Source organism: Chloroflexota bacterium, assembly GCA_016219275.1.
GTDB lineage: Bacteria > Chloroflexota > Anaerolineae > UBA4142 > UBA4142 > JACRBM01.
The window spans coordinates 62,824-84,053 of sequence record JACRBM010000072.1; the positions used below are offsets into that span (position 1 = coordinate 62,824).

18 protein-coding genes are annotated in these 21,230 nt (G+C 58.4%); 4 read left to right on the plus strand and 14 right to left on the minus strand.

Translation table 11 applies throughout. The annotated features are described in order from the left end of the window. Window positions 1–89: 89 nt before the first annotated feature. From HY868_20605 to mrdA, 5 genes are all read right to left on the minus strand, one after another. Window positions 90–2,912: a DEAD/DEAH box helicase gene (locus tag HY868_20605; protein ID MBI5304547.1), complete on the minus strand. Its 2,823-nt coding sequence runs from the start codon at window positions 2,910–2,912 to the stop codon at window positions 90–92. A 61-nt stretch (window positions 2,913–2,973) separates the two neighbouring features. Beyond that, complete coding sequence (locus HY868_20610) at window positions 2,974–3,882, minus strand: class I SAM-dependent methyltransferase (protein MBI5304548.1); 909 nt, start codon at window positions 3,880–3,882, stop codon at window positions 2,974–2,976. Beyond that, on the minus strand, window positions 3,870–4,946 hold the full coding sequence (locus tag HY868_20615) for a glycosyltransferase family 4 protein (protein MBI5304549.1): 1,077 nt from the start codon (window positions 4,944–4,946) through the stop codon (window positions 3,870–3,872). The genes HY868_20610 and HY868_20615 overlap by 13 nt, the downstream gene beginning before the upstream one ends. Window positions 4,947–5,042: 96 nt before the next feature. Further along, entirely contained in the window at window positions 5,043–5,426 is a 384-nt protein-coding gene (locus tag HY868_20620; GenBank protein ID MBI5304550.1) for a 6-carboxytetrahydropterin synthase, read from the minus strand. 90 nt (window positions 5,427–5,516) lie between these two features. Then, the gene (mrdA, locus tag HY868_20625) at window positions 5,517–7,616 is read right to left on the minus strand and encodes a penicillin-binding protein 2 (protein MBI5304551.1); all 2,100 of its coding nucleotides are present in this window, start codon (window positions 7,614–7,616) and stop codon (window positions 5,517–5,519) included. Window positions 7,617–7,696: 80 nt separating this feature from the next. On the opposite strand from mrdA, the gene HY868_20630 reads away from it, so the two are divergent. Genes HY868_20630 through HY868_20645 form a run of 4 tightly spaced genes read left to right on the plus strand, consistent with a single transcriptional unit; the run spans window position 7,697 to window position 10,658 of the window. Further along, window positions 7,697–8,941 (plus strand): MFS transporter, encoded by a 1,245-nt coding sequence (locus HY868_20630; GenBank protein ID MBI5304552.1) that lies wholly within the window; start codon window positions 7,697–7,699, stop codon window positions 8,939–8,941. 3 nt (window positions 8,942–8,944) lie between these two features. Continuing rightward, window positions 8,945–9,286 carry a 4a-hydroxytetrahydrobiopterin dehydratase gene (locus tag HY868_20635; protein ID MBI5304553.1) on the plus strand — a complete coding sequence of 114 codons (342 nt, stop codon included), beginning with the start codon at window positions 8,945–8,947 and terminating at the stop codon, window positions 9,284–9,286. Between the two features lie 11 nt (window positions 9,287–9,297). Beyond that, on the plus strand, window positions 9,298–9,759 hold the full coding sequence (locus HY868_20640; GenBank protein MBI5304554.1) for a GNAT family N-acetyltransferase: 462 nt from the start codon (window positions 9,298–9,300) through the stop codon (window positions 9,757–9,759). Beyond that, window positions 9,756–10,658 (plus strand): hypothetical protein, encoded by a 903-nt coding sequence (locus HY868_20645; GenBank protein ID MBI5304555.1) that lies wholly within the window; start codon window positions 9,756–9,758, stop codon window positions 10,656–10,658. The genes HY868_20640 and HY868_20645 overlap by 4 nt, the downstream gene beginning before the upstream one ends. Before the next feature lie 90 nt (window positions 10,659–10,748). Here HY868_20645 and HY868_20650 read toward each other — a convergent pair whose 3' ends face one another. The 9 genes from HY868_20650 to HY868_20690 form a co-directional block, all read right to left on the minus strand. After that, on the minus strand, window positions 10,749–11,960 hold the full coding sequence (locus tag HY868_20650; GenBank protein ID MBI5304556.1) for a glutamyl-tRNA reductase: 1,212 nt from the start codon (window positions 11,958–11,960) through the stop codon (window positions 10,749–10,751). An 84-nt stretch (window positions 11,961–12,044) separates the two neighbouring features. Continuing rightward, window positions 12,045–13,421, minus strand: coding sequence for a hydrogenobyrinic acid a,c-diamide synthase (glutamine-hydrolyzing) (gene cobB, locus HY868_20655; protein MBI5304557.1), 1,377 nt, complete (start codon window positions 13,419–13,421; stop codon window positions 12,045–12,047). Continuing rightward, a complete protein-coding gene (locus HY868_20660) occupies window positions 13,421–13,621 on the minus strand; it encodes a 4Fe-4S dicluster domain-containing protein (GenBank protein MBI5304558.1) in 201 nt (66 codons plus the stop codon). The genes cobB and HY868_20660 overlap by 1 nt, the downstream gene beginning before the upstream one ends. 25 nt (window positions 13,622–13,646) lie before the next feature. Beyond that, complete coding sequence (locus HY868_20665) at window positions 13,647–14,612, minus strand: TerC family protein (protein MBI5304559.1); 966 nt, start codon at window positions 14,610–14,612, stop codon at window positions 13,647–13,649. Window positions 14,613–14,724: 112 nt separating this feature from the next. Beyond that, a complete protein-coding gene (locus tag HY868_20670) occupies window positions 14,725–16,335 on the minus strand; it encodes a (Fe-S)-binding protein (protein MBI5304560.1) in 1,611 nt (536 codons plus the stop codon). Next, the gene (locus HY868_20675) at window positions 16,332–17,228 is read right to left on the minus strand and encodes a respiratory nitrate reductase subunit gamma (GenBank protein MBI5304561.1); all 897 of its coding nucleotides are present in this window, start codon (window positions 17,226–17,228) and stop codon (window positions 16,332–16,334) included. Before HY868_20675 ends, HY868_20670 begins: the two co-directional genes overlap by 4 nt. A gap of 22 nt (window positions 17,229–17,250) precedes the next feature. After that, window positions 17,251–17,583, minus strand: coding sequence for a winged helix-turn-helix transcriptional regulator (locus tag HY868_20680; protein ID MBI5304562.1), 333 nt, complete (start codon window positions 17,581–17,583; stop codon window positions 17,251–17,253). Between the two features lie 4 nt (window positions 17,584–17,587). Then, window positions 17,588–18,718: a radical SAM protein gene (locus HY868_20685; protein MBI5304563.1), complete on the minus strand. Its 1,131-nt coding sequence runs from the start codon at window positions 18,716–18,718 to the stop codon at window positions 17,588–17,590. Window positions 18,719–18,723: 5 nt separating this feature from the next. Continuing rightward, window positions 18,724–20,985 carry a hypothetical protein gene (locus HY868_20690; GenBank protein MBI5304564.1) on the minus strand — a complete coding sequence of 754 codons (2,262 nt, stop codon included), beginning with the start codon at window positions 20,983–20,985 and terminating at the stop codon, window positions 18,724–18,726. Between the last annotated feature and the right edge of the window lie 245 nt (window positions 20,986–21,230).

A 21,230-nucleotide genomic window follows, 5' to 3' on the forward strand; every position in this document is an offset into this window, starting at 1 on the left:
TTTCTCCTTTTTCGCTCCTTGCGAATGCATTCATTGTAAGCGAAATCGAAACGCGGCGCAACACCCTGGACCTGTCGCCTTGTATTTACCTACAATCCCTTCTCGACCACACGCTTTTGTCCGGCTTCGATTACCTCGCGCGCGGTGGCGAGCAACTGCTCCGCGCTCTTCGCGGAAAGCGGCGGCGCGTCATCGCTCGTTGGTGGCTCGGTCAGTTCGCGCGCCTGTGCGCACCGCGCGGCAAGCTCCGCCAGCAAGTGTCCTGGTTCGACGAGTTCCGCTTGAATCACGCGCGCCGATGGAAATTCGGCGCTTGGGTCGCGATCGCTGACGAGCGCGTGATGCGACGACAATGCCCAGCCAAACGCGTCGCGCAAGGGACGCAACGTTTCTTCTGGGAATCCGCCGCGCAAGACAACCTCCGCGAGTTGCGCGCGCTTGAACGCAAAATCGAAACCGGTGCGCGCCTTTTGCAAACGCATATCCATCCCGGCGCGACGGTCGGGCGCGGGCAGAACCGGCGCGCGGAACGCTTCGTCCTCCGGCGTCGCGCTCTCTGCGATTTTGCCGGCGAGCGCGATGAACGTGCGATACCCTTCTTGCTCCATCAAATGCAACGCGGGCGTGGCTTCGATGAAATACTCGCTGGCAAGCGCTTCGAGTTTGTTCCGCAATTCGGCTGGCTCGCGATCCACGACGACGAAAACGCCGTCGCCGATGGGCGCTTTGCGAACGAGCAAAACGCGACCTGGGAATCGCGCGACGAGCAATTCGGCAAACGCGTGGAGCGTGGGACGCGGAGCGACCTCCTCGGCGGAAACGGAAGGAGGTTGAACCGGCGCAAGTTCGATGACCGGCTTGATCTCCGCGCCCAGCATTTCGTCCAGACGGCGCAACAGACCTTGACCCGAATCGCGAAATGAAATCGCGGTCGGCGAGTCTTCGTTGCCAAAGACGCTGCCGAACACATTGCGTTTCGCGGCGAGCGTATCAAGCATCCGTTCTTCAATCGTGCCTTGCGCGATCAAATTGACGACGTGCACCGGGTTCAGTTGTCCATGGCGATGCGCGCGTCCGATGCGTTGTTCAAGCACCGCCGGATTCCAGGGCAGATCGAGATTGATCACCAGGTCGGCGGCTTGCAGATTCAAGCCCACGCCGCCGGCATCGGTCGAAAGAAAGACGCGGCAATCGCGTTCGTTGAGAAAGCGGTCAACGATTTCGCCGCGTTTGCTCGTCGGCACCGAGCCGGCGAGTTTGACGTGACCCAGGTTGAGCCGGTCGAGAATCGGCTTGACAAAATCGAGCATCGCTTCCCATTGCGAAAATACAATCGCTTTGTGACCGTTGCTCGCGATCTGTTCGTCGAGGATATGATGCAGTTCGCGTAATTTCGGCGCGGTCTTTTCGCGGTCGGCGGGCTTGATCTCCTTGTCGTGCAACGCGAGCGCGTTGCAGATGAGCCGCATCTTGATGAGCGCTTTCAAGAGCAAGTCGTGTTCTTTCGGCGTGAGCGGGCGACGCCGGGCGGTGGCGAGCAATTTGGCGACGGTCTCTTTGAACTCGTTGTACGCCGCGATTTGCGGCGGCGTCATCTCGACGAAAAAGTTATTGTCCACGCGCGGCGGCAAGTCGCGCAACACTTCGTCGCGCGTGCGGCGCACGACGTACGGCGCGATTGTGTGGCGCATCTCGTCCAGGTTTTTATAGCCAAGCACTTTGTACGACCCGTCGTCGCGTTGTTCGAGATCGTAAAAGCGGTCGTTGAAATGCCAGAGCGGACCCAGGATGCGCGGATCGAGAAATTGAAACACGCTGTACAGTTCGTCGAGCCGATTTTCGAGCGGCGTGCCGGTGAGCACGAACGCGTAACGCGAGCGCAAACGTTTCACCGCGTCCGCGGTTTTCGTGCGCCAATTCTTGATGCGCTGCGCTTCGTCGAGGATAATCACATCCGGGCGCACGCGTTCGAGTTCGTCGAGATCGCGGCGCACGAGTTCGTAGTTGAGAATCGTGAAGAAGGAATCGCCGGCGTAACTATCGCGTCGTTGTTTCAAGCCGCCCTGGACGACGGTCGCAGAGAGCGCGGTAAAGCGGCGAATCTCGCGCGCCCATTGGTACTTGAGCGAGGCGGGCGTGATGATGAGCACTTTGTGGATATCGCGCAGTTGTTGCAAGAGCGCGCTCGCGGCGATGGCTTGGATCGTCTTACCTAACCCCATATCGTCCGCGAGCAAGGTGCGTCCGCCGAACGCAAGATGGAGCGCGCCTTGTTCTTGGTACGGATAGAGCCGCGTGTTCAACAGACTGAGCGAACGATTGCCCTGGGCAACCTGCTCGCGGAACCAGTCTTTTTGTTTCCGCACGGACTCGCGGTCCTGCGTAAGTTCGAGATGTTCGCGCACCGCGTCGTCCACGACGATCTGCGAACGTTCACGCGCCGGCAACGCATTGATTTCTGCGAGCAGCGCGGGGAGCGTTTGAATCGCCGCGCCTTGCAACACGCCATCGGCGTCAAAGTAGCGCGCGAGCAATTCCTGCGCGTGCGCCGCGCGCGGCAAGGGCAAGGTTACGCGCACGGTGATCGCTTCGGCATAGTGCAGAAAAATTTGCGCGGCGGTCGGCTTTTGCGCGGCGAGTTTCTGTAAGCGATCGGCGTACTCACGCTTCAAGTGGAGCAACACGCCTTCGATGTGTTTGCACGTGCCGACAAAGTTGGTGCGATAATCGGGACACGTGCACGAGTTACGACGTTCGTCGAGCGCGCGAATGGTCACGCGGTACGTGCGACCGGAAATGGAGACGACATCAAAAGGGCTGAAGAGGGGATGACTGCCGCGATTCGTAATGCGAACGATTTCTTCGAGCGCGCGCTGTTGGCGTCGCTCGATCTGCAATTGAATTTCGCTCATCGCCAACTCCTAGGCATGTGAGGATAAATCGCGATGATTCTAGCACGATTGTGGGGATTGTTCAAATCGAACGCGTCGAGAGCGGCGCGTCGCTGCCGCGTCCCGCAACCCTGCCAACAAAATCCAACTGATGCGCGATGTAAACGAGCGACCCAGTTTCGATTTGGGCGTGGCGTTGCGCGATCCAATCGCGAAATCGCGCGCGGCGGTCGGCGAGCGCGGGATGCTCGCCCAAGGCGCGGTCGAGTGTGTGCACAATAAAGCGCAAAAAGTACGCCTCGTCCGCCGGATAGCCGCGCGTCGAACCGAACACAACCCAGTCCGAACTCCCCGCCTGAAAAATCTCTGCGCCGGCTTGACGCAACAGCGCGAACACATGCCGCCCGGCGCGACTGTCGCCGGACGCCACGCCGTTCACGCGCCGCGCGTCCATCGTTTCGTGGTACAGCCGCTCAAGCTCCGTGTCGAACACCGCGTCAATCACCGGCTCGAAAATCGTCGCGCCGTCAAAGTTGAGCGTAAAATAAAACACTCCGCCGGGACGCAACACGTCGAGCAAACGCGGCAGCGCGCGCGTCAGATCGAGCAGATCGAGAAACGCGTGCGCGATCAGCGCGTCATACGTGCGCGTTTCCGCGCGCGCCAGCCAATCGAACAACTCTACCGCCAGCGGTTCGACCGTGATACGTTGCGGCGCGCGCAATCGCCGCACGAGTTCCGCGATATGTTCCGCGGACGCGTCGAGCGCGGTGTACGTCGCGTGCGTCAACACACCGCGTTCGATCAATCGCTCGACCATCGTGCCGATCCCCGCGCCCACTTCGATTACGCGCACCGGCGCGGCGCGCGATTGCGGCGGCAACGCGGCGACGAACGCATCCCACACCACGCGATTCAACGCGCGGTCGTCCACCGTTTTCTTCGCGGCGAGATAGCGCGTGAAACTGGGTTCAAAATTCAGCGTGTCCATTCGATCAACCTTGCACGCACGCGCGCCATGCTCGCGTCCCAGGTCGGCTGCGCGAGGAAGCGGATGCGCGCGGTGATGCTCATCTGCGTCAGACGCGCGCGGTCGCGTTGCAAATCGGCGAGTCGCGCGGCGAGCGTGCGCGCATCGTTCGGCGCGACGAGAAAGCCATTTTCGCCGTCCGCGATGATTTCGCGCGCCGCGCCCGCGGTCGTCGCGACGGATGGCACGCCGAAACTCATCGCTTCGAGATACACGATCCCAAAGCCCTCGTACTCGGACGGCACGACGAGCACATCGCTCGACGCGAACGCATCCGCGAGCGCGCCGTCCACCAACACGCCAACCCAGCGCGCGTTCACGCGTCGTGATTCGCTCTGCCGGCGAATCGCTCTTGTGTAACTCACATCCACGTTCGGATTGCCCACGATGGTCAACACGAAATCGTCGCGCGGCAACTGCGCGAGCGCGTCAATCAACGTATGCAAACCTTTGCGGCGAATTACGTTGGCAACGAACGCGATTCGCAACGCGCGCGATTGTCGCGTGCGCGCGACGATTTCCATGTGCGTGATTCCTGGGTTGAACCGATCGCCGGCGGGAGACGCGATGACAAAACGCGTTGGCGCGACGCCGAGCACTGCCGCCACCGCGTTGCGCGTCGTCGCGCTGTTGCAAATGAAACCATCCACGCTCGCAAGATAGCGGCGTTCGATGCGGCGATAGAGCGCGTTAAGCGGCGCGGGATGCGCTTCGTAACAACGCAAGTGGTGGACAATCGAAATGAGCGGAGTGCGCGTTGCCGCGCGTACACGCGCGTTGAGAAACGCAAGCGAGGGATGATCTAGTTCATCCTGTACCAGCACGTCGAACGATGCGTCACACAGTTGGTGCAGAAAATTCGCGGAGAAATTGTCGAGGAGATGCCGCGCATAGTTGCGCCACGGCAATGCGATGATTTCGACCGAGTCGCCGGCGCGACGCAAATGCTCGACGAGTTTCCGGTCGTAGAGGTAGCCGCCCGACACCGAATCGAGCGAGCCGTAAATGACAAGTCCGACGCGCATAGGTGTCTATTTTGTCATTGCGCGCCGCAAAGCGGCAAAGCAATCGCTAAGCAACTGCGGATTGCTTCGTTGCTGCGCTCCTCGCAATGACACAAGTCAACGCGACAAGTCTTGGTCATACGCCGACCACGCGATATCGTTCTCCCAGATTTGCACGCGGAGCGATGTGAGGTTCGGCGCGTGGACACGCGCGGCGTACATCTGCCACACGATGCGCGACAGGTGTTCGATACTGGGATTGAGTCCGGCAAATTCGGACAAGTCGTTCAGCGTTTGATCGCGAAAATGCGCGCACAACTCGTCGAGCGCCGCGCTCATCGCGACAAGGTCCACGAGATAACCGTGCGAGTCGAGCGCATCGCCGCGCAGTTCGACCTGGACGACGTAATGATGCGAGTGCTTGAAATTCTCCGCCCCCCAATCGCCGCCGACGAGAAAATGTTGCGCGACAAAATCGCGTTTGATTGCCGTGGTGTACATTGCGCCTCGTGTTTTACCACAGAGAGCACAGAGAACACAGAGTTTTTCAATTTTCTCTGTGCTCTCTGTGAACTCTGTGGTGAAATAAATCTACTTGCTTGGCAACGCGAAATATTTTTCGACGATCTCGCGGAAAATCGGCGCGGCGGTTTTGGACCCTTCGCCGCCATGCTCGGCGATGACCGCAATCGCGATGCGCGGTCGGTCCACCGGCGCATACCCGGCAAACCACGAGTGCGGCTCGCCGGTCTTGAACACCTCCGCCGTCCCCGTTTTGCCGGCGACCGTGATCTTGGATCCTTTGAACGCGGTGTACGCCGTGCCATCGGGATCGGTGGTCACGCGTTGGAGCGCGTATTTCATCGTCGCGAGCGCGCCGGGCGAGATCGGCAGTTTGCCGCGCACTTCGGGCTGGATGATTTTTTCGGTGCCATCGGCAAGACTGCTGATGCGCGCGACGAGATAGGGACGATAGAGCGTGCCGCCGTTCGCGACCGCCGCGAGCATATTCGCGATTTGCAACGGCGAGGTCAACATCGTGCCCTGCCCAATCACCAGATTGACCGCATCGCCTGCGCGCCAATTCGGCGTGTTCGCATCCGGCACAATGCCGGGGGCTTCGGCGATCTCGATCCCGGTTTCCGAACCCAGACCAAACCCGCGCGCAAAATTCGACATCAGATTCTTATCAATCTGATTTAGTTTGAAACCGATTTGATAAAACGTCACATCGCACGACTCGGTCAACGCGTCTTGCAATGAAATCGCGCCATGTCCTTTCTTCGTAATGGGCCACGTCCAACAATACTTGCGATACGCTTCTCCCAAGCCGTCCCAAAAACCTGGGTCGTTGAACATCGAGTTCGCCGCGTAGCCGCCCTTTTCGACCGCCGCGGCGTACGTCACGATTTTGAACACCGAGCCGGGCGGGAACGCACTTTGCGCGGCGCGATTGATGAAGGGATCATTGGGATTGTTGATGATCGCGCGGCGTTCCTGGGTCGAAAGTTTTTGCCAGTTGAGATCGAAAGTGGGATGGCTCGCCATCGCGAGCACTTGACCATTCGCCACGTCCATCACGACGACCGCGCCCGCGCGCGCGCCAAGCGCCTTTTCGACGATCTCTTGCAAGTCTGCGTCAATCGTCGTGTAGATGCTTTGGCTTTGCTTCGCCGAAATGTTGGCGAGCGTCGCGGTGATCGCGCCGCTCGACGAAAGGACGACGAGTTTGCCGCCGCGCTGACCGGCGAGGTATTGTTCGCCCCATTGTTCCAAGCCGGATTTGCCGGTGACATCCCCTTCGCGATAACCCTTGACGCGCAATTTATCGAGTTCTTCGGCGGTGATCGGACCGGCGTAGCCAATCAAATGCGCGGCGGTCGCGTTGCGCGGATAGATGCGCGCGTATTGCACTTTGTCCGAATAAATGCCCGGTTGATTGAGCGCGTCCGCATTCGCGCGTACCAGGTCGCGCGTCAACGTGCCGATGGGCGTGCGCCAATCGCCGGGATACTTGCCGTAGTTCGCTTTGATAACGCCGGGTTGTTGTCCGAACAATTTCGAAAGCGTCGTCAAGACCGCGCTCTCGTTTTTCATTTCCACCGGCACCACTTCGATGGAAACCAACTCTTGCGCTTGGGTGAACGGACGCGATTTGCGGTCGTAAATATCCGCGCGCGCGGACGCGACCGGGTAAAAGCGCACACTGCCGCCGCTACTCAACTCGGTCAAGATCAACCCAGGATGCCACATCACGCCCCAGCGACCATTCTCGCGGCGCAACTGCATCGAGTTGTCTTGCTTGAGCGTGCCCGCCGCGAATGTCTCGATGATGACATTGAACGTCGCCAGTGCCTCGTTGCCCTCTTCGTGCGCCGAAACGAACGTCGGCTTGACCGCGGTGATCGTGGCTTCGTTGACGATGCCCTTGTAACGCGTCACGAATTGGTCGGCGGTGATCGTTTCTTTGCGACTCGGCGCGACCATCCCGTACATCGCGGCATAGTCGCCTTCCGCCCATGCTTTGAGAAATGCGCGCGCGGTATCTTCGGCAAAGGTGACGGGCGTGGGTGTGAACGCGGGCGTGGGAGTTGCAGAATCGCCGGGCAAGATACTACACCCGGCGACGAGAAGGAACAGTGTGATGGCAAAGATCGAAAATCGTTTGAGCGGATTTGCGATTTGTTTCATCTGCGCGAATTATAGCCGAGTTGTCCTAGCGCGTCAAAACCCGTTTGCGATGTACAACCCATCGTGATATGATAGGAGGTATGAATCAAACTACGATTAAACCGCAAGTGATGCGCGCGTGGGATTACTTGGCGCTCAACGTATATTGGTTCGCCATCTCGTTTCTCTGGAACTCGATCGGTCCGATCCTCCTGCCGGTGCTCGTCGTGCGCCTCGTGCCAGAATCGCAAAAAGGCGGCGCGCTGGGAACGCTCTCCGCCCTGGGTCTGGTCATCGCGATGATCGTGCAACCGCTCGCCGGCGCGTGGACCGATGCGCGCACGACGCGCTGGGGCAAGCGTCGTCCGTTCATCGTCGGCGGTACCCTCGCAGACGTGATTTTTTTGACTGCGCTGCTGCTCGCGCCGGATTTCGCGACAATGCTCATCGCGTATGTTTTGTTGCAGACCGTCTCGAACATCGCGCATGGACCGTACCAGGCGTACATCCCCGACCTCGTGCCCGAAATAAAACGCGGCGCGGCGACCGGCATCAAGCAGGTTCTCGAATTCGCCGGCATCATCGTCACTTCGCTCGTCATCGGAAATCTCGTCGGTCTGGGACGCCTGGACGTGGCGTTCGGCGCGATCATCGCGATATTGCTGTTGACGATGGCAATCACCGCGCGCTTTGTTTCCGAAACTCCGTTCGCGGGCGCGACCCCGCGCCGCGCCGAACCGCGCGCGGCGCATTCGTTGTGGCGCACGCTTTTTCTCAACCGCGATTTTACGCTCTGGCTCGTCTCGCGCTTGTTCATCGTGACCGGCGGAGTCGTCGTGCGCAATTACATTTATTTTTTCATGCAGGATGTTTTGCAAATCGAAAATCCTGGGTCAGAGATCGGCATGGTGTTCGCGTTCATCGGGATCGCCACCGCGTGCGTGACGTATCCCGCCGGTATGTTGAGCGATCGTTGGGGACGCAAGCCGCTCATTCTCGCGGCTGGCATTCTCGGCGCGCTGGGCACGATGTTGCTCTCGACCACGACGAGCATTCCGCAATTGTTGATCTATGGCGCGATCATCGGCGCGGGAATGGGAATTTTTCTGAGCGTGAATTGGGCGTGGGGCACCGACCTGATTCCGTCGGGCAGCGGCGGGCGAATGCTCGGCATGTCCAATCTGGCGAATGCCGGGTCGGGCGTACTGACAGGGATGAGCGGATTCGCCTTCGATTACTTTAACGCGCAATCCACCAATTCGGGATTCGGAGTGATCTTTCTGGGTGCAACAGTCTGTTATGTGATTGGGACTGCACTCGCGTGGCTGGTGCAGGACACGAGGTGAAACATGTCTGACCTGACTCAATTCAAATGCGTCGCGTGTCGCGGCGGCGAACCGACCGTGACCGACGCAGAGATCACGGAATACAAACCACAAATACCCGATTGGCAATTCGTCGAACGCGACAATATCAACCGGCTAGAGCGCGCGTTCAAATTCAAAAATTTCGTCCAAGCCATCGCGTTCACAAACAAAGTCGCGGAACTCGCAGAAGCCGAAGGGCATCACCCGGCGATTCTGACCGAGTGGGGCAAGGTAACGGTGACCTGGTGGACGCACAAGATCAAGGGACTGCATCGCAACGATTTCATTATGGCGGCGAAAACGGATCGCGCGTACGCGGCGTAAATGTACAGCGCATCGGCGACCGGGATCGCGCGTGGGTGCGCGAATTTGTCGCCGTGCAATGGGGCGCGGAGATCGTCGTCGCGCATGGAATCGTGTATCGCCCGGCGGAACTCGATGGATTCATCGCGACAGAAAATGATACACGCGTGGGACTGATCACGTTGCACGTTCAAGATCACGCGTGCGAGATTGTCACGTTCGCCAGCACGCGACCCAATCGCGGCATCGGCACGATGTTGATCGAATCGGCAATTACGTTTGCGCGCGAGCAAGGTTGCTCGCGCCTCTGGCTCATCACGACGAACGACAACCTCAATGCACTCGGCTTTTACCAAAAACGCGGATTCCAACTCGTCGCGATTCATCGCGGCGCGGTGGACGCCGCGCGCAAGATCAAGCCAGCGATTCCGCTCATCGGCGATAACGGGATTCCGTTGCGCGATGAGATCGAGTTGGAGATGATGATCACATGAAATACCGCATTGTCATCTTGGTGGTCTTGCAATCAAGTCTGACCGGTTGCGACGTATTGGGTCTGCCAGCCACTTATGTGAGAGACGAATCGGATGTCCTTACCATCGCGGTAGACGACTCGTATGTGTACTGGGCTACCTGCAATGCAAACACACTCCATCCCGACGACCGTGTGATGCGCGTACCCAAATCAGGCGGGCGATTCGAAACACTCGCCGCAGATCAGTTCTGCCCACGAAAATTGTTTTCTGATAGGATACATGTTTACTGGCTCACCCGTTCTGGGATGGCGCAATCCATCCAAACGAGTGGAACTCCCATGATCCGCTATTCGGGCTATGACGTTCGCGCATTTGCTGTAGACGAGGCAAACGTATATTGGATTGATTGTGTTCTACCAATCAAAACCGCGATGTTGATGAAACGTCCAAAGCAAGGTGGTGAGGGTAGCAAAATAGCATGGGTTAGTGATTGTGGAAGTGGAATTGCTGTAGACGCTTCAAACATTTACTGGCTCGACGGCATGGGCTTGAATAAAGCATCCAAGGATGGTGGTACCAGCACCACCATCTGTCGCCTGGGTCTCCAGGTCGGTGACTTACTCGCAGATGATACGAACCTTTATTGGATCCAAGGTTACAACATTTGGCACGTCGCGAAGACCGGTGGCACACCAGAAATCCTCGCCGACAAAGTGACCATCGCAACACCGCTAGCAATGGATCGCACACATCTGTATTGGATTACCGAGAACGGAGCGATCGTGAGAATTGCCAAGAATGGTGGAACTCCGACGATTGTGGCAACTGAACCACCGGCTGCTCAAATGGTCGTTGATGCAACGCACATCTATTGGACAAATCCAGCGAGCGCCAGAGTGATTAGAAAAACCAAGTGAGGAAACAACAAAGGACAAAGGCAAATACCCTTTGTCCTTTTTGATTTGCGTACTACTGAGGTCGGGCGGTGAGAACACCCAACAACATTCTCACCGATGCGGCATCTCTTTGATCGTGTGAATCGAATTGAAAACGAGTTTATGAACAAGCGAGGTCGCGAGCGCGTCCACCGCGCGCTGTTGTTCGGGCGTGAGGTTGCCGAGATGCGCGAATGCTTTCGCAACTTCTGTCTGGCGAATCGTCTCGGCGTGCGCGAGTAAATCTTGCACGAGCGGCGCGACCTGGCGTTCGCGCAAGAACGCGAGAAAATGCTGGGTCTCCTCGTCCGCGATGCGCTCCGCCGCCGCGACCGCAACGGCGGCGACCGGATGATGCGTCGCGACAACCGCGCTCAAATCGTCCATGTCGTACAGATGCGCGTGCGGGATGTTGCGAATCGCCGGGTCTACGTTGCGCGGCACGGCAAGATCAACGACGACAAGCGGACGCTGTGCGCGCGCCGCCATCGCGCGTTCGATATCTGCCGCGTGTAGAACCAGGTGCGGCGCACCGCTCGCCGCGATGACCACATCCGCCTGCGCGAGTCCGTCCGCGAGAGCATCGAAATGCACCGCGCGTCCGTTCAACTCGCGCGCCAACTGCGACGCGCGGTCGTATGTGCGATTGGCAACCAAAATCCACTTCAAACCGCTCTCGACAAGCGCGCGTCCGGCAAGCTTGCCAATTTTGCCCGCGCCGATCAACAACGCGGTACGATTCTCCAAATCGCCCAGCACGTCGCGCGCGAGCGACACGGCGACCTGACCAAGCGACCGCGCGCCGCGTCCGATTTCGGTTTCACTGTGCGCGCGTTTCCCGGCAGTGATCGCTTGGCGAAACAACGCGGCGAGAATCGCGCTGATGCTCCCCGCATCGTGCGCGGCTTGCAACGCGTCCTTGATCTGACCCAGGATTTGATGCTCGCCGATGAGCAGCGAATCGAGACCGGCGGCAACGCGGCAAACATGTTTGACCGCGTCCGCGTCGCTCAACACGCGAAGATGACATGCGAAATCGCACGCACACACATCGCGCGCTTCCGCGAGCGCGTTGACGAGCGATGGTTGTCCCACGACCGGATCGTCCACGACCGCGTAGATTTCGAAACGATTGCACGTCGAGACGAGCGCAACCTCGCTCACGCCGGGCGCGGCGCGCAACATCGCCAACGTCTCGCCGATGCGTCCCGGCGAAATCGCGAGGCGTTCACGAATTTCGACCGGCGCGGTTTTGTGATTCAAGCCAAGGAAAAGAATGTTCATCGTCAGTTCTATGTTTTTCCACGAAGGACACGAAGGTCACAAAGAAAAATTTTGTGTTCCTTCGTGCCCTTCGTGGGAAAATTTTTATCCGGTCTTTGCTTTCGCGACAATCGCGCCTGCCCATTCCGGCGTCGCGAGCGCGTGCACGTGCGTGTACGCCGCGAGCACGTTTTTGTAGACGATGCCATCGTGCGCGCCGTCAATCCCACGTCCGCGTGTGACATGGTACGCAAATCGCGGGTCGTTCAAATTCGTCACGCGCGAATTATGAAACTCGTGTCCGCGAATTTGTGTGCCGATGGAAAAGAATGGGTTCGTTTTACTCACTTCGATGCTTATGTAACCGTGCCCTTGCGGTTTGCCTGTCATTTCCACATCGCACGACAACGCGCCGACCATTTCGCCGCGCTTGCCGTTCCACGTGATCGAGCGCGCGAGGTACATCAAGCCACCGCACTCGGCGTACACTGGCAAGCCGTTCTCGATCGCGGCGCGAACATCCGCGCGCAAACTCGTGTTCGCCTGCAACTCGTCGAGAAACATTTCCGGGAATCCGCCGCCGATCACGAGCGCATCGAGCGCCGGCAAGTGCGCGTCGCGCAACGCGTCAATAAAAACCAACTCCGCCCCGACATCCTGCAACGAATCGAGATTTTCTGGATAGTAGAACGTGAACGCGCGGTCGCGGACGATGCCAATGCGCGAATTGCGAATTGCGAATTGCGAATTGTCCCCTCCCGCTCTCCCCTGCTCCTCTGCTCCCGTGATCCCCTGCTCCTCTGCGCCAGCAATTCTGAGGATCGCATCGAGATCGAAATTCGCGAGCACCGCATCACGCGCGACGGCAATCGCCGGGACGAGCGCGTCGTTTTCCGCGCGCGGGACGAGACCCAGGTGTCGGTCGGGAATCGTGAGCGATTCATCGCGCGGCAGAATGCCAACGACCGGAATGCCGCAGTATTTTTCAATCGCTTGCGTCATCAACTCTTGTTGACGCGCGCGCGCGACGTTGTTGAGAATGACGCCGGCGATGCGCGTGTCCAGCTCGAAATGTTGATAGCCCTGGACGAGCGCGGCGACCGAACGCGTGACGCGTTGCGCGTTGACGACGAGCAGAATCGGCGCGGCGAGCCAACGCGCGAGCATCGCGGTACTGCCGCTCCCTTCGAGATCAGCGCCGTCGTACATGCCCATCGCACCTTCGATGATCGCAAGGTCAGCGCCGCGCGCACCCCGCGAAAAAGCCGCCTCTACCGTCTCACGTCCCATCAGGAACGGATCGAGATTGCGGCAGGGGCGGCTAGCGGCTTCGCTTAACCACGATGGGTCAATATAATCGGGTCCTTTTTTGAACGGCTGTACGATGAGACCGCGCGACGCGAGCGCGGCGCACAATCCCACCGTGACGGTCGTTTTACCCGAACGACCTTGCGGCGCGGCGATGACCACGCGCGGCGGCATTACAACTCGGTGACGACGATCGCGCCATCCGCGCACCCTTCCTGGCACGAGAGACAACCGAGACAATCGTCGGGACTGCCGTTAAACACGACGTATTTTTTTCCGTTCTCTTCGGTCAGCGCGAGTTGTTGGCTGGGGCACGCGTCCACACAATCGCCGCAGCCCTTGCATTTTTCGATGTCAATCGTGACGAGGTACATTTATTTTCTCCGTTGGCAAGATTACCTATTCAACTTCGCCGGGATTACCCGCCAAAGCGGACTCGGCTTGTTTATCTTCTTTATCTTTGCGCGGGAACAGAAGCGACGCGAGGACGGCAAGCACAAGCAATCCAAACACCACACCCAGCGCGATCTCAATTGGAATCTTGACGACTTCGTGCAACAGCATTTTGACGCCGATAAAACCGAGAATGATCGCGAGCGCGTACTTGAGATAGTGGAACAATTGCATCACCCCGGCAAGTGCAAAGTAGAGCGCGCGTAGACCGAGAATCGCAAAGATGTTCGAGGTGTACACGATGAATAAATCGTGCGTAATACCCAGCACCGCCGGAATCGAATCCAAAGCAAAGAGCAAGTCCGTGCTCTCGATCACGACCACGGTCGCGAGCAAGGGCGTTGCGTACAGCACACCCTTCAGTCGCACGAGGAACTTTTCGTGATGCAGTTCTTTGGTAACGGGCAGATATTTGGAAACAAACCTGAGCGCGGCATTTTTGCCCGGGTCTACTTCGTCGTCAATGCCGTTGATCAGACGGAACGCGGTGAAAATCAGAATCGCGCCAAAAACGTAGAGCATCCAGTTGAACGCTTCCACAAGTTCGACGCCGATAAAGATGAGAATCGCGCGCATCACAATCGCGCCGAGAATACCCCAGCGCAGGACGCGCGGCTGGTACATCGGCGCGATGCCGAAATAGCTGAACACGACGAGAAAGACAAACAGGTTGTCCACACTGAGCGATTTCTCGACGATGTAGGCGGTAAAGTACATCAACGCCGCTTCGGAACCTAGTTCAAAGTAGACGAACACGTTGAAAAGCAGCGCCGTGCCAATCCAAATCGCGCTCCAGATGAGCGCCGATTTGATTGTGATCACACGCGCTTTGCTGTTGACCAAAAAAAGATCCACGTAGAGCATGATGCCAACGAGAACCGTGAATCCGCCGAACATGAGCAATTCGCGCATCCCGGTTTCACTCAGTCCAAACATGTGGTTTCTCCTTCACGTCGTCAAAATTCGGCGACCCGCCGTCTAACTCTCTCTTTCACTTTATCGTGTTTTAGACCCCTCGTCAAATCTATGCCTCGGGCCATTCAAGGTACGGTTTGGGTAAATCCGCCATCGCGTTGACCATCAAATCCACCAAACCGCCGTAATGAATGTGGTACTGATCCCACAAACCGTAATGCCCTTGCGCGTCGCGAATCGTGCCTTTGCAGTTGGAGCACGCGGCGATGACGTACTTGTTGATGCTCGGATCGAGTACGTCCGCAAACACCGCCATGATTTGTTGAACCTTCATGCGGCTCGACACGTTCTTGCGCCAGTCGCCAAAGTTGAGCGAATTCATGATCGCGAATCCACTACCGCCGCCGCAACAATAATTCCACACACCGTGCGGCGTCATCTCACGCAGCGGTTGCGCGCAGATCATTTTGATGATCTCGCGTTGCGGCTTGACAATGCCCATCAAACGCACGACGTTGCACGAATCATGTAATGTGATCGGAAAATTGTTGCGCGACGGATCGAACTTGACGCGACCGCTCGCCGCGATTTGGTACAACAACGGCAGGCAACTTTCGCGCGGCATTTCGCTGATACAAAGATCACCCGGAAAAACGCGGTCGGCGATGACCATCATCGCCTTGTGCGCGTGTCCGCACTCGCCGACGACGACTTTTTTCACACCCAGGTCTCGCGCGATTTGCAAATGGCGCAACGCGACACGCGCGAGTTCCACATCGTCGAACCACACGCCGTAATTCACGCCGTCGTATCCGAGCATTTCGCTAGAGAGCGTCCAGTTGATGCCCGCCGCATCGAACAGAATCGCGAACGCGGCGGGATTTTCGGGCCACGAGAGAAATTCGCCGGCGTTGTGAATCAGCAAAATGTCCGCGCCTTTCTTGTCCACCGGGATTTCGATGCGCCGTCCGATTTTTTCTTCGATCTGGTCTTCCATATCGGAGACGAGCGATTTCATCGCGTTCGGTCGCATTCCAGTACTCGAACCGACTTGCAACTGTTGGCGCGTGCCTTTCTTGAGCAATTCGACTGGTGCGATGCCCAGTTCCTGGGAAAACAGTTTGCGAATCTCGCGCGCGATGAGCGCATTGTCCACACCGACCGGGCACATCATCACGCAGCGGCGGCACAGATTGCAACGGTACGATAGTTCGAGCAAACGCCACACCGTTTTGAAATTCACTTCGATGTCCGCGCCGTAAAACGCTGGCAGGAGTTTGCCGCTCGTCGTGTAATAACGCTGATAGATGCGCCGCAAGATTTCCGAGCGAAACGTCGGGCGATAGATTTCCTGGTGACCACTACCGACGTACGTGTGGCACGCCTCGGAGCACGTCTGGCAGCGCACGCAGTAATCCATCGAAAGGCGGAATGCCTTGACGAACGTCCAATTATTTTCTGGATCGAACAGTTTCTCCAGCCCGCGAAAGAAACCTTCGACGATGCGCTTTTTCTCTTCGTCTGTTTTCGGCGCGGGAATTTCAAAATCACTAAAACCGTCGAGCGAAAAATCGTACGTGTCGAGCCAGCGCGGGCGCGGTGCGGGAATCGCCGGTTGTGCGATGCCGGGGATCGGCGGCAGATCGTCCGCCGTGATTTGCGCGATTGGCTCGTTCGACAACGATGCCATTTCTTTGAATTGCGTCAATCGCTTGGTCATTTCTGCGCGCCCTCCTCCAAACCAGTCGCCTGCGCTTGCTCCAGCCACGTTTTGCCGGGAACGATGTGCGGCGCGTTCCACGTCACCGGATAACCCAGTTGCTGTAGCACTTTATTATCGGCGGCAGAACCTTTCGTCTTGAACGCGTCGTCCCACAACGTTTGCTCGAACGTAAAGTACTTGCCGATGTAGTGAATGATTTTCGTGAACGGCATATAGATGAAAAATAATTCGAGGACGAGAAAATGGATCAACACGATGGGCGGCACGGGTACGGGCTTGAACGTCAACACACTAGCGACGTACGCGCGATAGCCGGCGAACGTCGTGTCCATCAACCCGCCGATGATTCCGAGAATGAACAACGCCGCGACCCAACCCAGGTTGAATAAATCGGCGGGCACGGTGTAGAGACCCAGCTCCGCGTTCGTCAAACGTTTCGCGATGATCGCAAGCGATCCCACCGCGCCCAGCGTGAACGCGACCCCGGCGACGAGCGGCGTCAAACCGAACGTTACGCCGAGGAGCGTTTCGATCACAGCCAGCCCAATCGTCGCCAGTCCCAGGTACAAGCCCCAGTGCATCGCGAGCGAAATTCCCCACAAGCCGTACTGGTTAAACTCGCGCACGCGTTTCAAGTAAACCACTTCTTTGGCGATTTCCAGCAAGCCGGGCAAACGCGAGGGATGCGTCGCCTTCGCCGCCCAATCCACCTCTTCCATGTACGAACCGCCGTACTCGCGGCGCGCTTTCGATTCGTGCGGCACCGGGTACACTTCCCAACGCACGTTGAGCGGTTGCGCGGTCACGCGCGTGATCTTGTAGGTCGCCACCGCGAGAAACGCGCCGAGCGACAACCAGCCCATCACAATCATAAACCATTCGAATGCCATCGTCGTTCTCCCAGGGTCGTCGTTATGCTTCAACCTGAATCGCTTGGATGATTTCGGTCCGTTCCTCGGCTTGTTCGCGCAGAACCTCGCGCATCAAATCGCACACGCTCACGATTTTCGGATTCGCGATGCGATAGATAATCTCGCGTCCCTGGCGCTCCGTCGCCAGGATGCCATGCGCGCGCAGAACGCTCAAGTGTTGCGAGACCTTGGCTTGCGCCAAGCCCGTCGCTTCCATAATCCCGCTCACGCACCGGGGACCTTCGCGCAACGCATGCACGACCCGCAAACGCGCGGGATTGCCCATCGTCTTGCACAACTCGGCTTGCAAATCGAAAATCGAACGAGGATTCATAGTCTCATACCCCAAACATTTTTGGACACGCGCGGCACGGTGCGGGCGGTGCGGGAATCTGAATCAACGAATCGGTTTCATCGGAGGCGACCGCTAGCGCCAACAACGCCGCCGATTTGCGTTTGCGAATCGGCTGAACAAACTGGGCGCGTGCCTGGCTCTGCATCACCGCGACCAAACCGTCGCGCACGTTGCCGAAACTAACCGGCGCAAACGCGCAATCCGCGCCGTCGAACACCCGCGGCGCGCGCGCCCGCACCGGGATTCCCAGGTACACGCACGGTGTCACCTCGCCGCGATGATTGACGAACGCAATCTCGGTCGGCTTGGCGTCGCACTCGAGCACATGCGGATCCATTTTGAGCGGGTACGCGTTGAATTTGATTTTGATTTCCTGGGCGATCTCTGCCGCTTCGGCGACCAGGTCTTGATGCGCGAGGTCGGGCGCGTTCGCAAAGACGCGCAGCGCTTCGATTTCACGCGTCGGCGTGTACGCGACATTTGTCGCAACGACCTGGTCTGCGCCGAGCGATTTCGCTAATCGAACGAACGCGGGCAGTTCGCGCAGGTTCGCGCGCATCATCAAGAAATGCAATTCGATTTGTAATTTGCTCTTGCGCGCGTTGCGCGCGTTCACCAAACGCGTGACATTCGCCGCGAGTTTATCGAAACTCGAACCAACGCGCCACGCGTCGTGCGTTTCGCGCGTCGCGCCGGCGAAGGAAATCGAAAGCAGGTCTATGCCCTCGTCCACGAGTCGCGCGCAATTCGTATCGTCGAGCGCGCCGCCGCACGTCGTAAAACCGACGCGACAGCGTTGCGTATGAGCGAGCCGCACCATCTCCCAGAGGTGCGGATGCAACAGCGGCTCGCCCCATCCTTGCAAATACGCGAGATCGAAGCGTCCCAGGTCTGGCGCGATGAAATCGCGGAACACGTCAAACGGCAAATCACCGGGGAGCCAATTCTTGCCGAGCGATTTGTTCGGGCAGAACGAGCAATGCAACGGACAGCGGCTGGTGATTTCGATCTGCAAAACCGACCAGCGTTCGGCGCGTTTGCTTTTGCCGAGCAAGCGACTGAACCAGGAGGATTGGTTTGGATTTTCCATCGCGTCAAAGAGCAAGACCGGCAAGGTCTCTAGTACTTGACGTTCACGCGCTTGGCAGACTCGACCGCGAAGTTGAACGCTTGATTGGCGCGCGCCGCATCCACCGACGCGTACGCCGAGCCGAGCGCGCCGAGCGCGCGCGCCGCCGCGAACGAGTCGCCGCGTACGCGCACCGTTTTCGCGACGTTCAACGCGCGATCAAATACTTGCGCCGATTTGGTCTTGTCCGTCTTGGCATATTCGAGCGCGATCGCTTGCAACGCCGCCGTCTTGTCGCCATTGTCTTCGAGCGCGTCCACAACGACAAGCGCGGCAGGCAGATCGAGTTGCGTCCACGCGATCGCGAGGTCGCGCAAGACCGCCCGATCTTCGAGTTTGTCCACGAGCGCAAAACCGTTTTTGAACGCGATCGCCGCCTTCGCCTTGTCGGTCTTGCTGGCGACTGAACCAATCACCGTGAACGCTTGCGTGCGGATCGCTGGACTTGTGATGCGTCCCGTGACGATCAATGCCTTGTCGAGGTCCTCCGCCGCGACGAACGGCATCACTCCCCGATACACCTGATCGCGCAACAATGGATCTTTGAGTTGTTGCAAACTGTCAAGCACGACAGACGTATTGAGACGCGCGTAATCTATCAGAATCGCCGTCGTCAATTTTTCCACGGTGTACGGCTTGCTCACTTTTTTCGCTTCGGCTAACGCAACACCGAACGCGTCTTTCGATTGCGTCGCGTTCGTCGCCGCGAGCGCGTTGCCGATGCCGCGCCACGCATACGCGCGCGCCTCGGGGTACGCCGCGTCGAGTTTCTGCGCGATCTCGCGCGCCTTGTTCGCGTCGAACGATGCCCACACAATTGCAACATCCGCCGTCGCGTACGCTTGCATGTCACTCTTGTCCAGCTTGGCAATCGCGTCGAGCGCATCGTTGAGCAAAGCCGGGTTGCCAGACGCGCGCGCGATTTCGCGCAGCGCCCACGCGCGATCATAGTTCGCGGTGATCTGCTGCGCGGCTTGCGTCGCTTTATCGAACGCGCGCAGCTCGCGCCAACCCCACGCGCGAATCATCGGATCGCCAATCTGCGCGATGAGCGCGTTCGCCTTAGCTTGATCGAGTTGCGCGTACGTCACCGCAATCGCGCGCAATTCGAGCGCAGATTGGAGATTGGAAGTTGGGCGTTGGACGTTGGCAAGACCCAGGTCGAGTGACTCGATTGCCTTCGCTTTATCAACGTTGATCCACTCGGATGCCATCGCGCGATATTGCCAGGGACTAGAGGCGGCATAGCCGATTGTGTCCGTGCGAAACTCGGCAAGGTCGTGCGTGGACGCATTCCACGCGACCGCGCTCTCGCGCACGGCTTGCGCTTTGCCCCAGTACGCGTCGCTCTGCAATTCCTTGTCGCGCGCGGCTTGTCGCGCATCCGTCAACGCGGCGCTCGCCTGCGTTTTGTCGAGCATGTTCCATTTCGCGCCGACGTGCGCGAGCGTCCACGCCTGCGCCGAGAGACGCGACGCGGCATCGCTCACACGCGTCGCCGCGTCCGAGGCGGCTTGGCGTTCAGTCTCTTCTTCGGTCGCGTCGGGCAAGCCGGGCGAGTACGCAAAGATCGGTAGCGCAAAAATAACAAAGGCGACCAGCATCGCGAGGAGCGTCATCGGCAGAAACGTGCGCGCGCGTATGAACGCGCCTTTGCCTTTGAGTGTGTTGCGCCAACCCAGGAAAATTCCGGTGAGCAGGAACACGGTCGCGGCGATCAACGCGATGAGAATGAACAGACGATCACGTTCCGCGCGCGCAGCGTGCAGCGCGGCGTACGATTTTTGCATTTGATAGCGCGTCGCCTGCGCCGCGTTCGAGAGCGCGGGCAGTGACGAAAATTCGGTATCAAACACGCGCAGCGCGGTCACGCGCCGTGCATTGAGACGTTTCTCCGCCGCGCTCGTATCCACGCCGACCATCCGGATTTCCGCGTTGGCATTTTGAAACGCGCTCACGAGCATATCGGTCTGATAAATTTCCTCATATCCTTTGCGAAGCGTAGCGCACGGAATATCGCGCGCCCACTCGATCGGTCGCGCCCAATCGAGCGCGTTCGTCGGGGTGGACGTGTGGCACTCGATACAGTAATTTCCAATTAGCGGATTGCGAATTGCGGATTGCGAATTGCCGTCCGCTTGCGCTGGCATACTAATTGCCAATAAACCAAACATCAGTGCAATTAAACCACAAACGAGAAACAAGCGCAGGCGTTTGAATGCTGAATTCCGAATTCCGAATTCTCGATTCATTCTTCCTCCCGCGCGCCTGCCGCGATCCAACGCAACATGAAAAAGTACGTCACGAGCACCGAGCAGAACACGATCAGCACGACCATGCCGCCGAACGTTTGTGTATCAATGAGCCAGTAGAGAGTATCCATATTTTCCTCAGACTGTCAGTGCGAGCCGCGGAGCGGCGAAGCAATCCCCTAACATTTTGGCGATTGCTTCGTCACACACCTGCCCTGGCGGGCGGTGCCAGGGAAAATCGCGCC

Bases quoted from the DNA above. Each gene is read 5' to 3' on its own strand.
- HY868_20605 (MBI5304547.1), bottom strand. From the start codon at position 2,912: ATGAGCGAAATTCAATTGCAGATCGAGCGACGCCAACAGCGCGCGCTC.
- HY868_20610 (MBI5304548.1), bottom strand. From the start codon at position 3,882: ATGGACACGCTGAATTTTGAACCCAGTTTCACGCGCTATCTCGCCGCG.
- HY868_20615 (MBI5304549.1), bottom strand. From the start codon at position 4,946: ATGCGCGTCGGACTTGTCATTTACGGCTCGCTCGATTCGGTGTCGGGC.
- HY868_20620 (MBI5304550.1), bottom strand. From the start codon at position 5,426: ATGTACACCACGGCAATCAAACGCGATTTTGTCGCGCAACATTTTCTC.
- mrdA (MBI5304551.1), bottom strand. From the start codon at position 7,616: ATGAAACAAATCGCAAATCCGCTCAAACGATTTTCGATCTTTGCCATC.
- HY868_20630 (MBI5304552.1), top strand. From the start codon at position 7,697: ATGAATCAAACTACGATTAAACCGCAAGTGATGCGCGCGTGGGATTAC.
- HY868_20635 (MBI5304553.1), top strand. From the start codon at position 8,945: ATGTCTGACCTGACTCAATTCAAATGCGTCGCGTGTCGCGGCGGCGAA.
- HY868_20645 (MBI5304555.1), top strand. From the start codon at position 9,756: ATGAAATACCGCATTGTCATCTTGGTGGTCTTGCAATCAAGTCTGACC.
- HY868_20650 (MBI5304556.1), bottom strand. From the start codon at position 11,960: ATGAACATTCTTTTCCTTGGCTTGAATCACAAAACCGCGCCGGTCGAA.
- cobB (MBI5304557.1), bottom strand. From the start codon at position 13,421: ATGCCGCCGCGCGTGGTCATCGCCGCGCCGCAAGGTCGTTCGGGTAAA.
- HY868_20660 (MBI5304558.1), bottom strand. From the start codon at position 13,621: ATGTACCTCGTCACGATTGACATCGAAAAATGCAAGGGCTGCGGCGAT.
- HY868_20665 (MBI5304559.1), bottom strand. From the start codon at position 14,612: ATGCGCGAATTGCTCATGTTCGGCGGATTCACGGTTCTCGTTGGCATC.
- HY868_20670 (MBI5304560.1), bottom strand. From the start codon at position 16,335: ATGACCAAGCGATTGACGCAATTCAAAGAAATGGCATCGTTGTCGAAC.
- HY868_20675 (MBI5304561.1), bottom strand. From the start codon at position 17,228: ATGGCATTCGAATGGTTTATGATTGTGATGGGCTGGTTGTCGCTCGGC.
- HY868_20680 (MBI5304562.1), bottom strand. From the start codon at position 17,583: ATGAATCCTCGTTCGATTTTCGATTTGCAAGCCGAGTTGTGCAAGACG.
- HY868_20690 (MBI5304564.1), bottom strand. From the start codon at position 20,985: ATGAATCGAGAATTCGGAATTCGGAATTCAGCATTCAAACGCCTGCGC.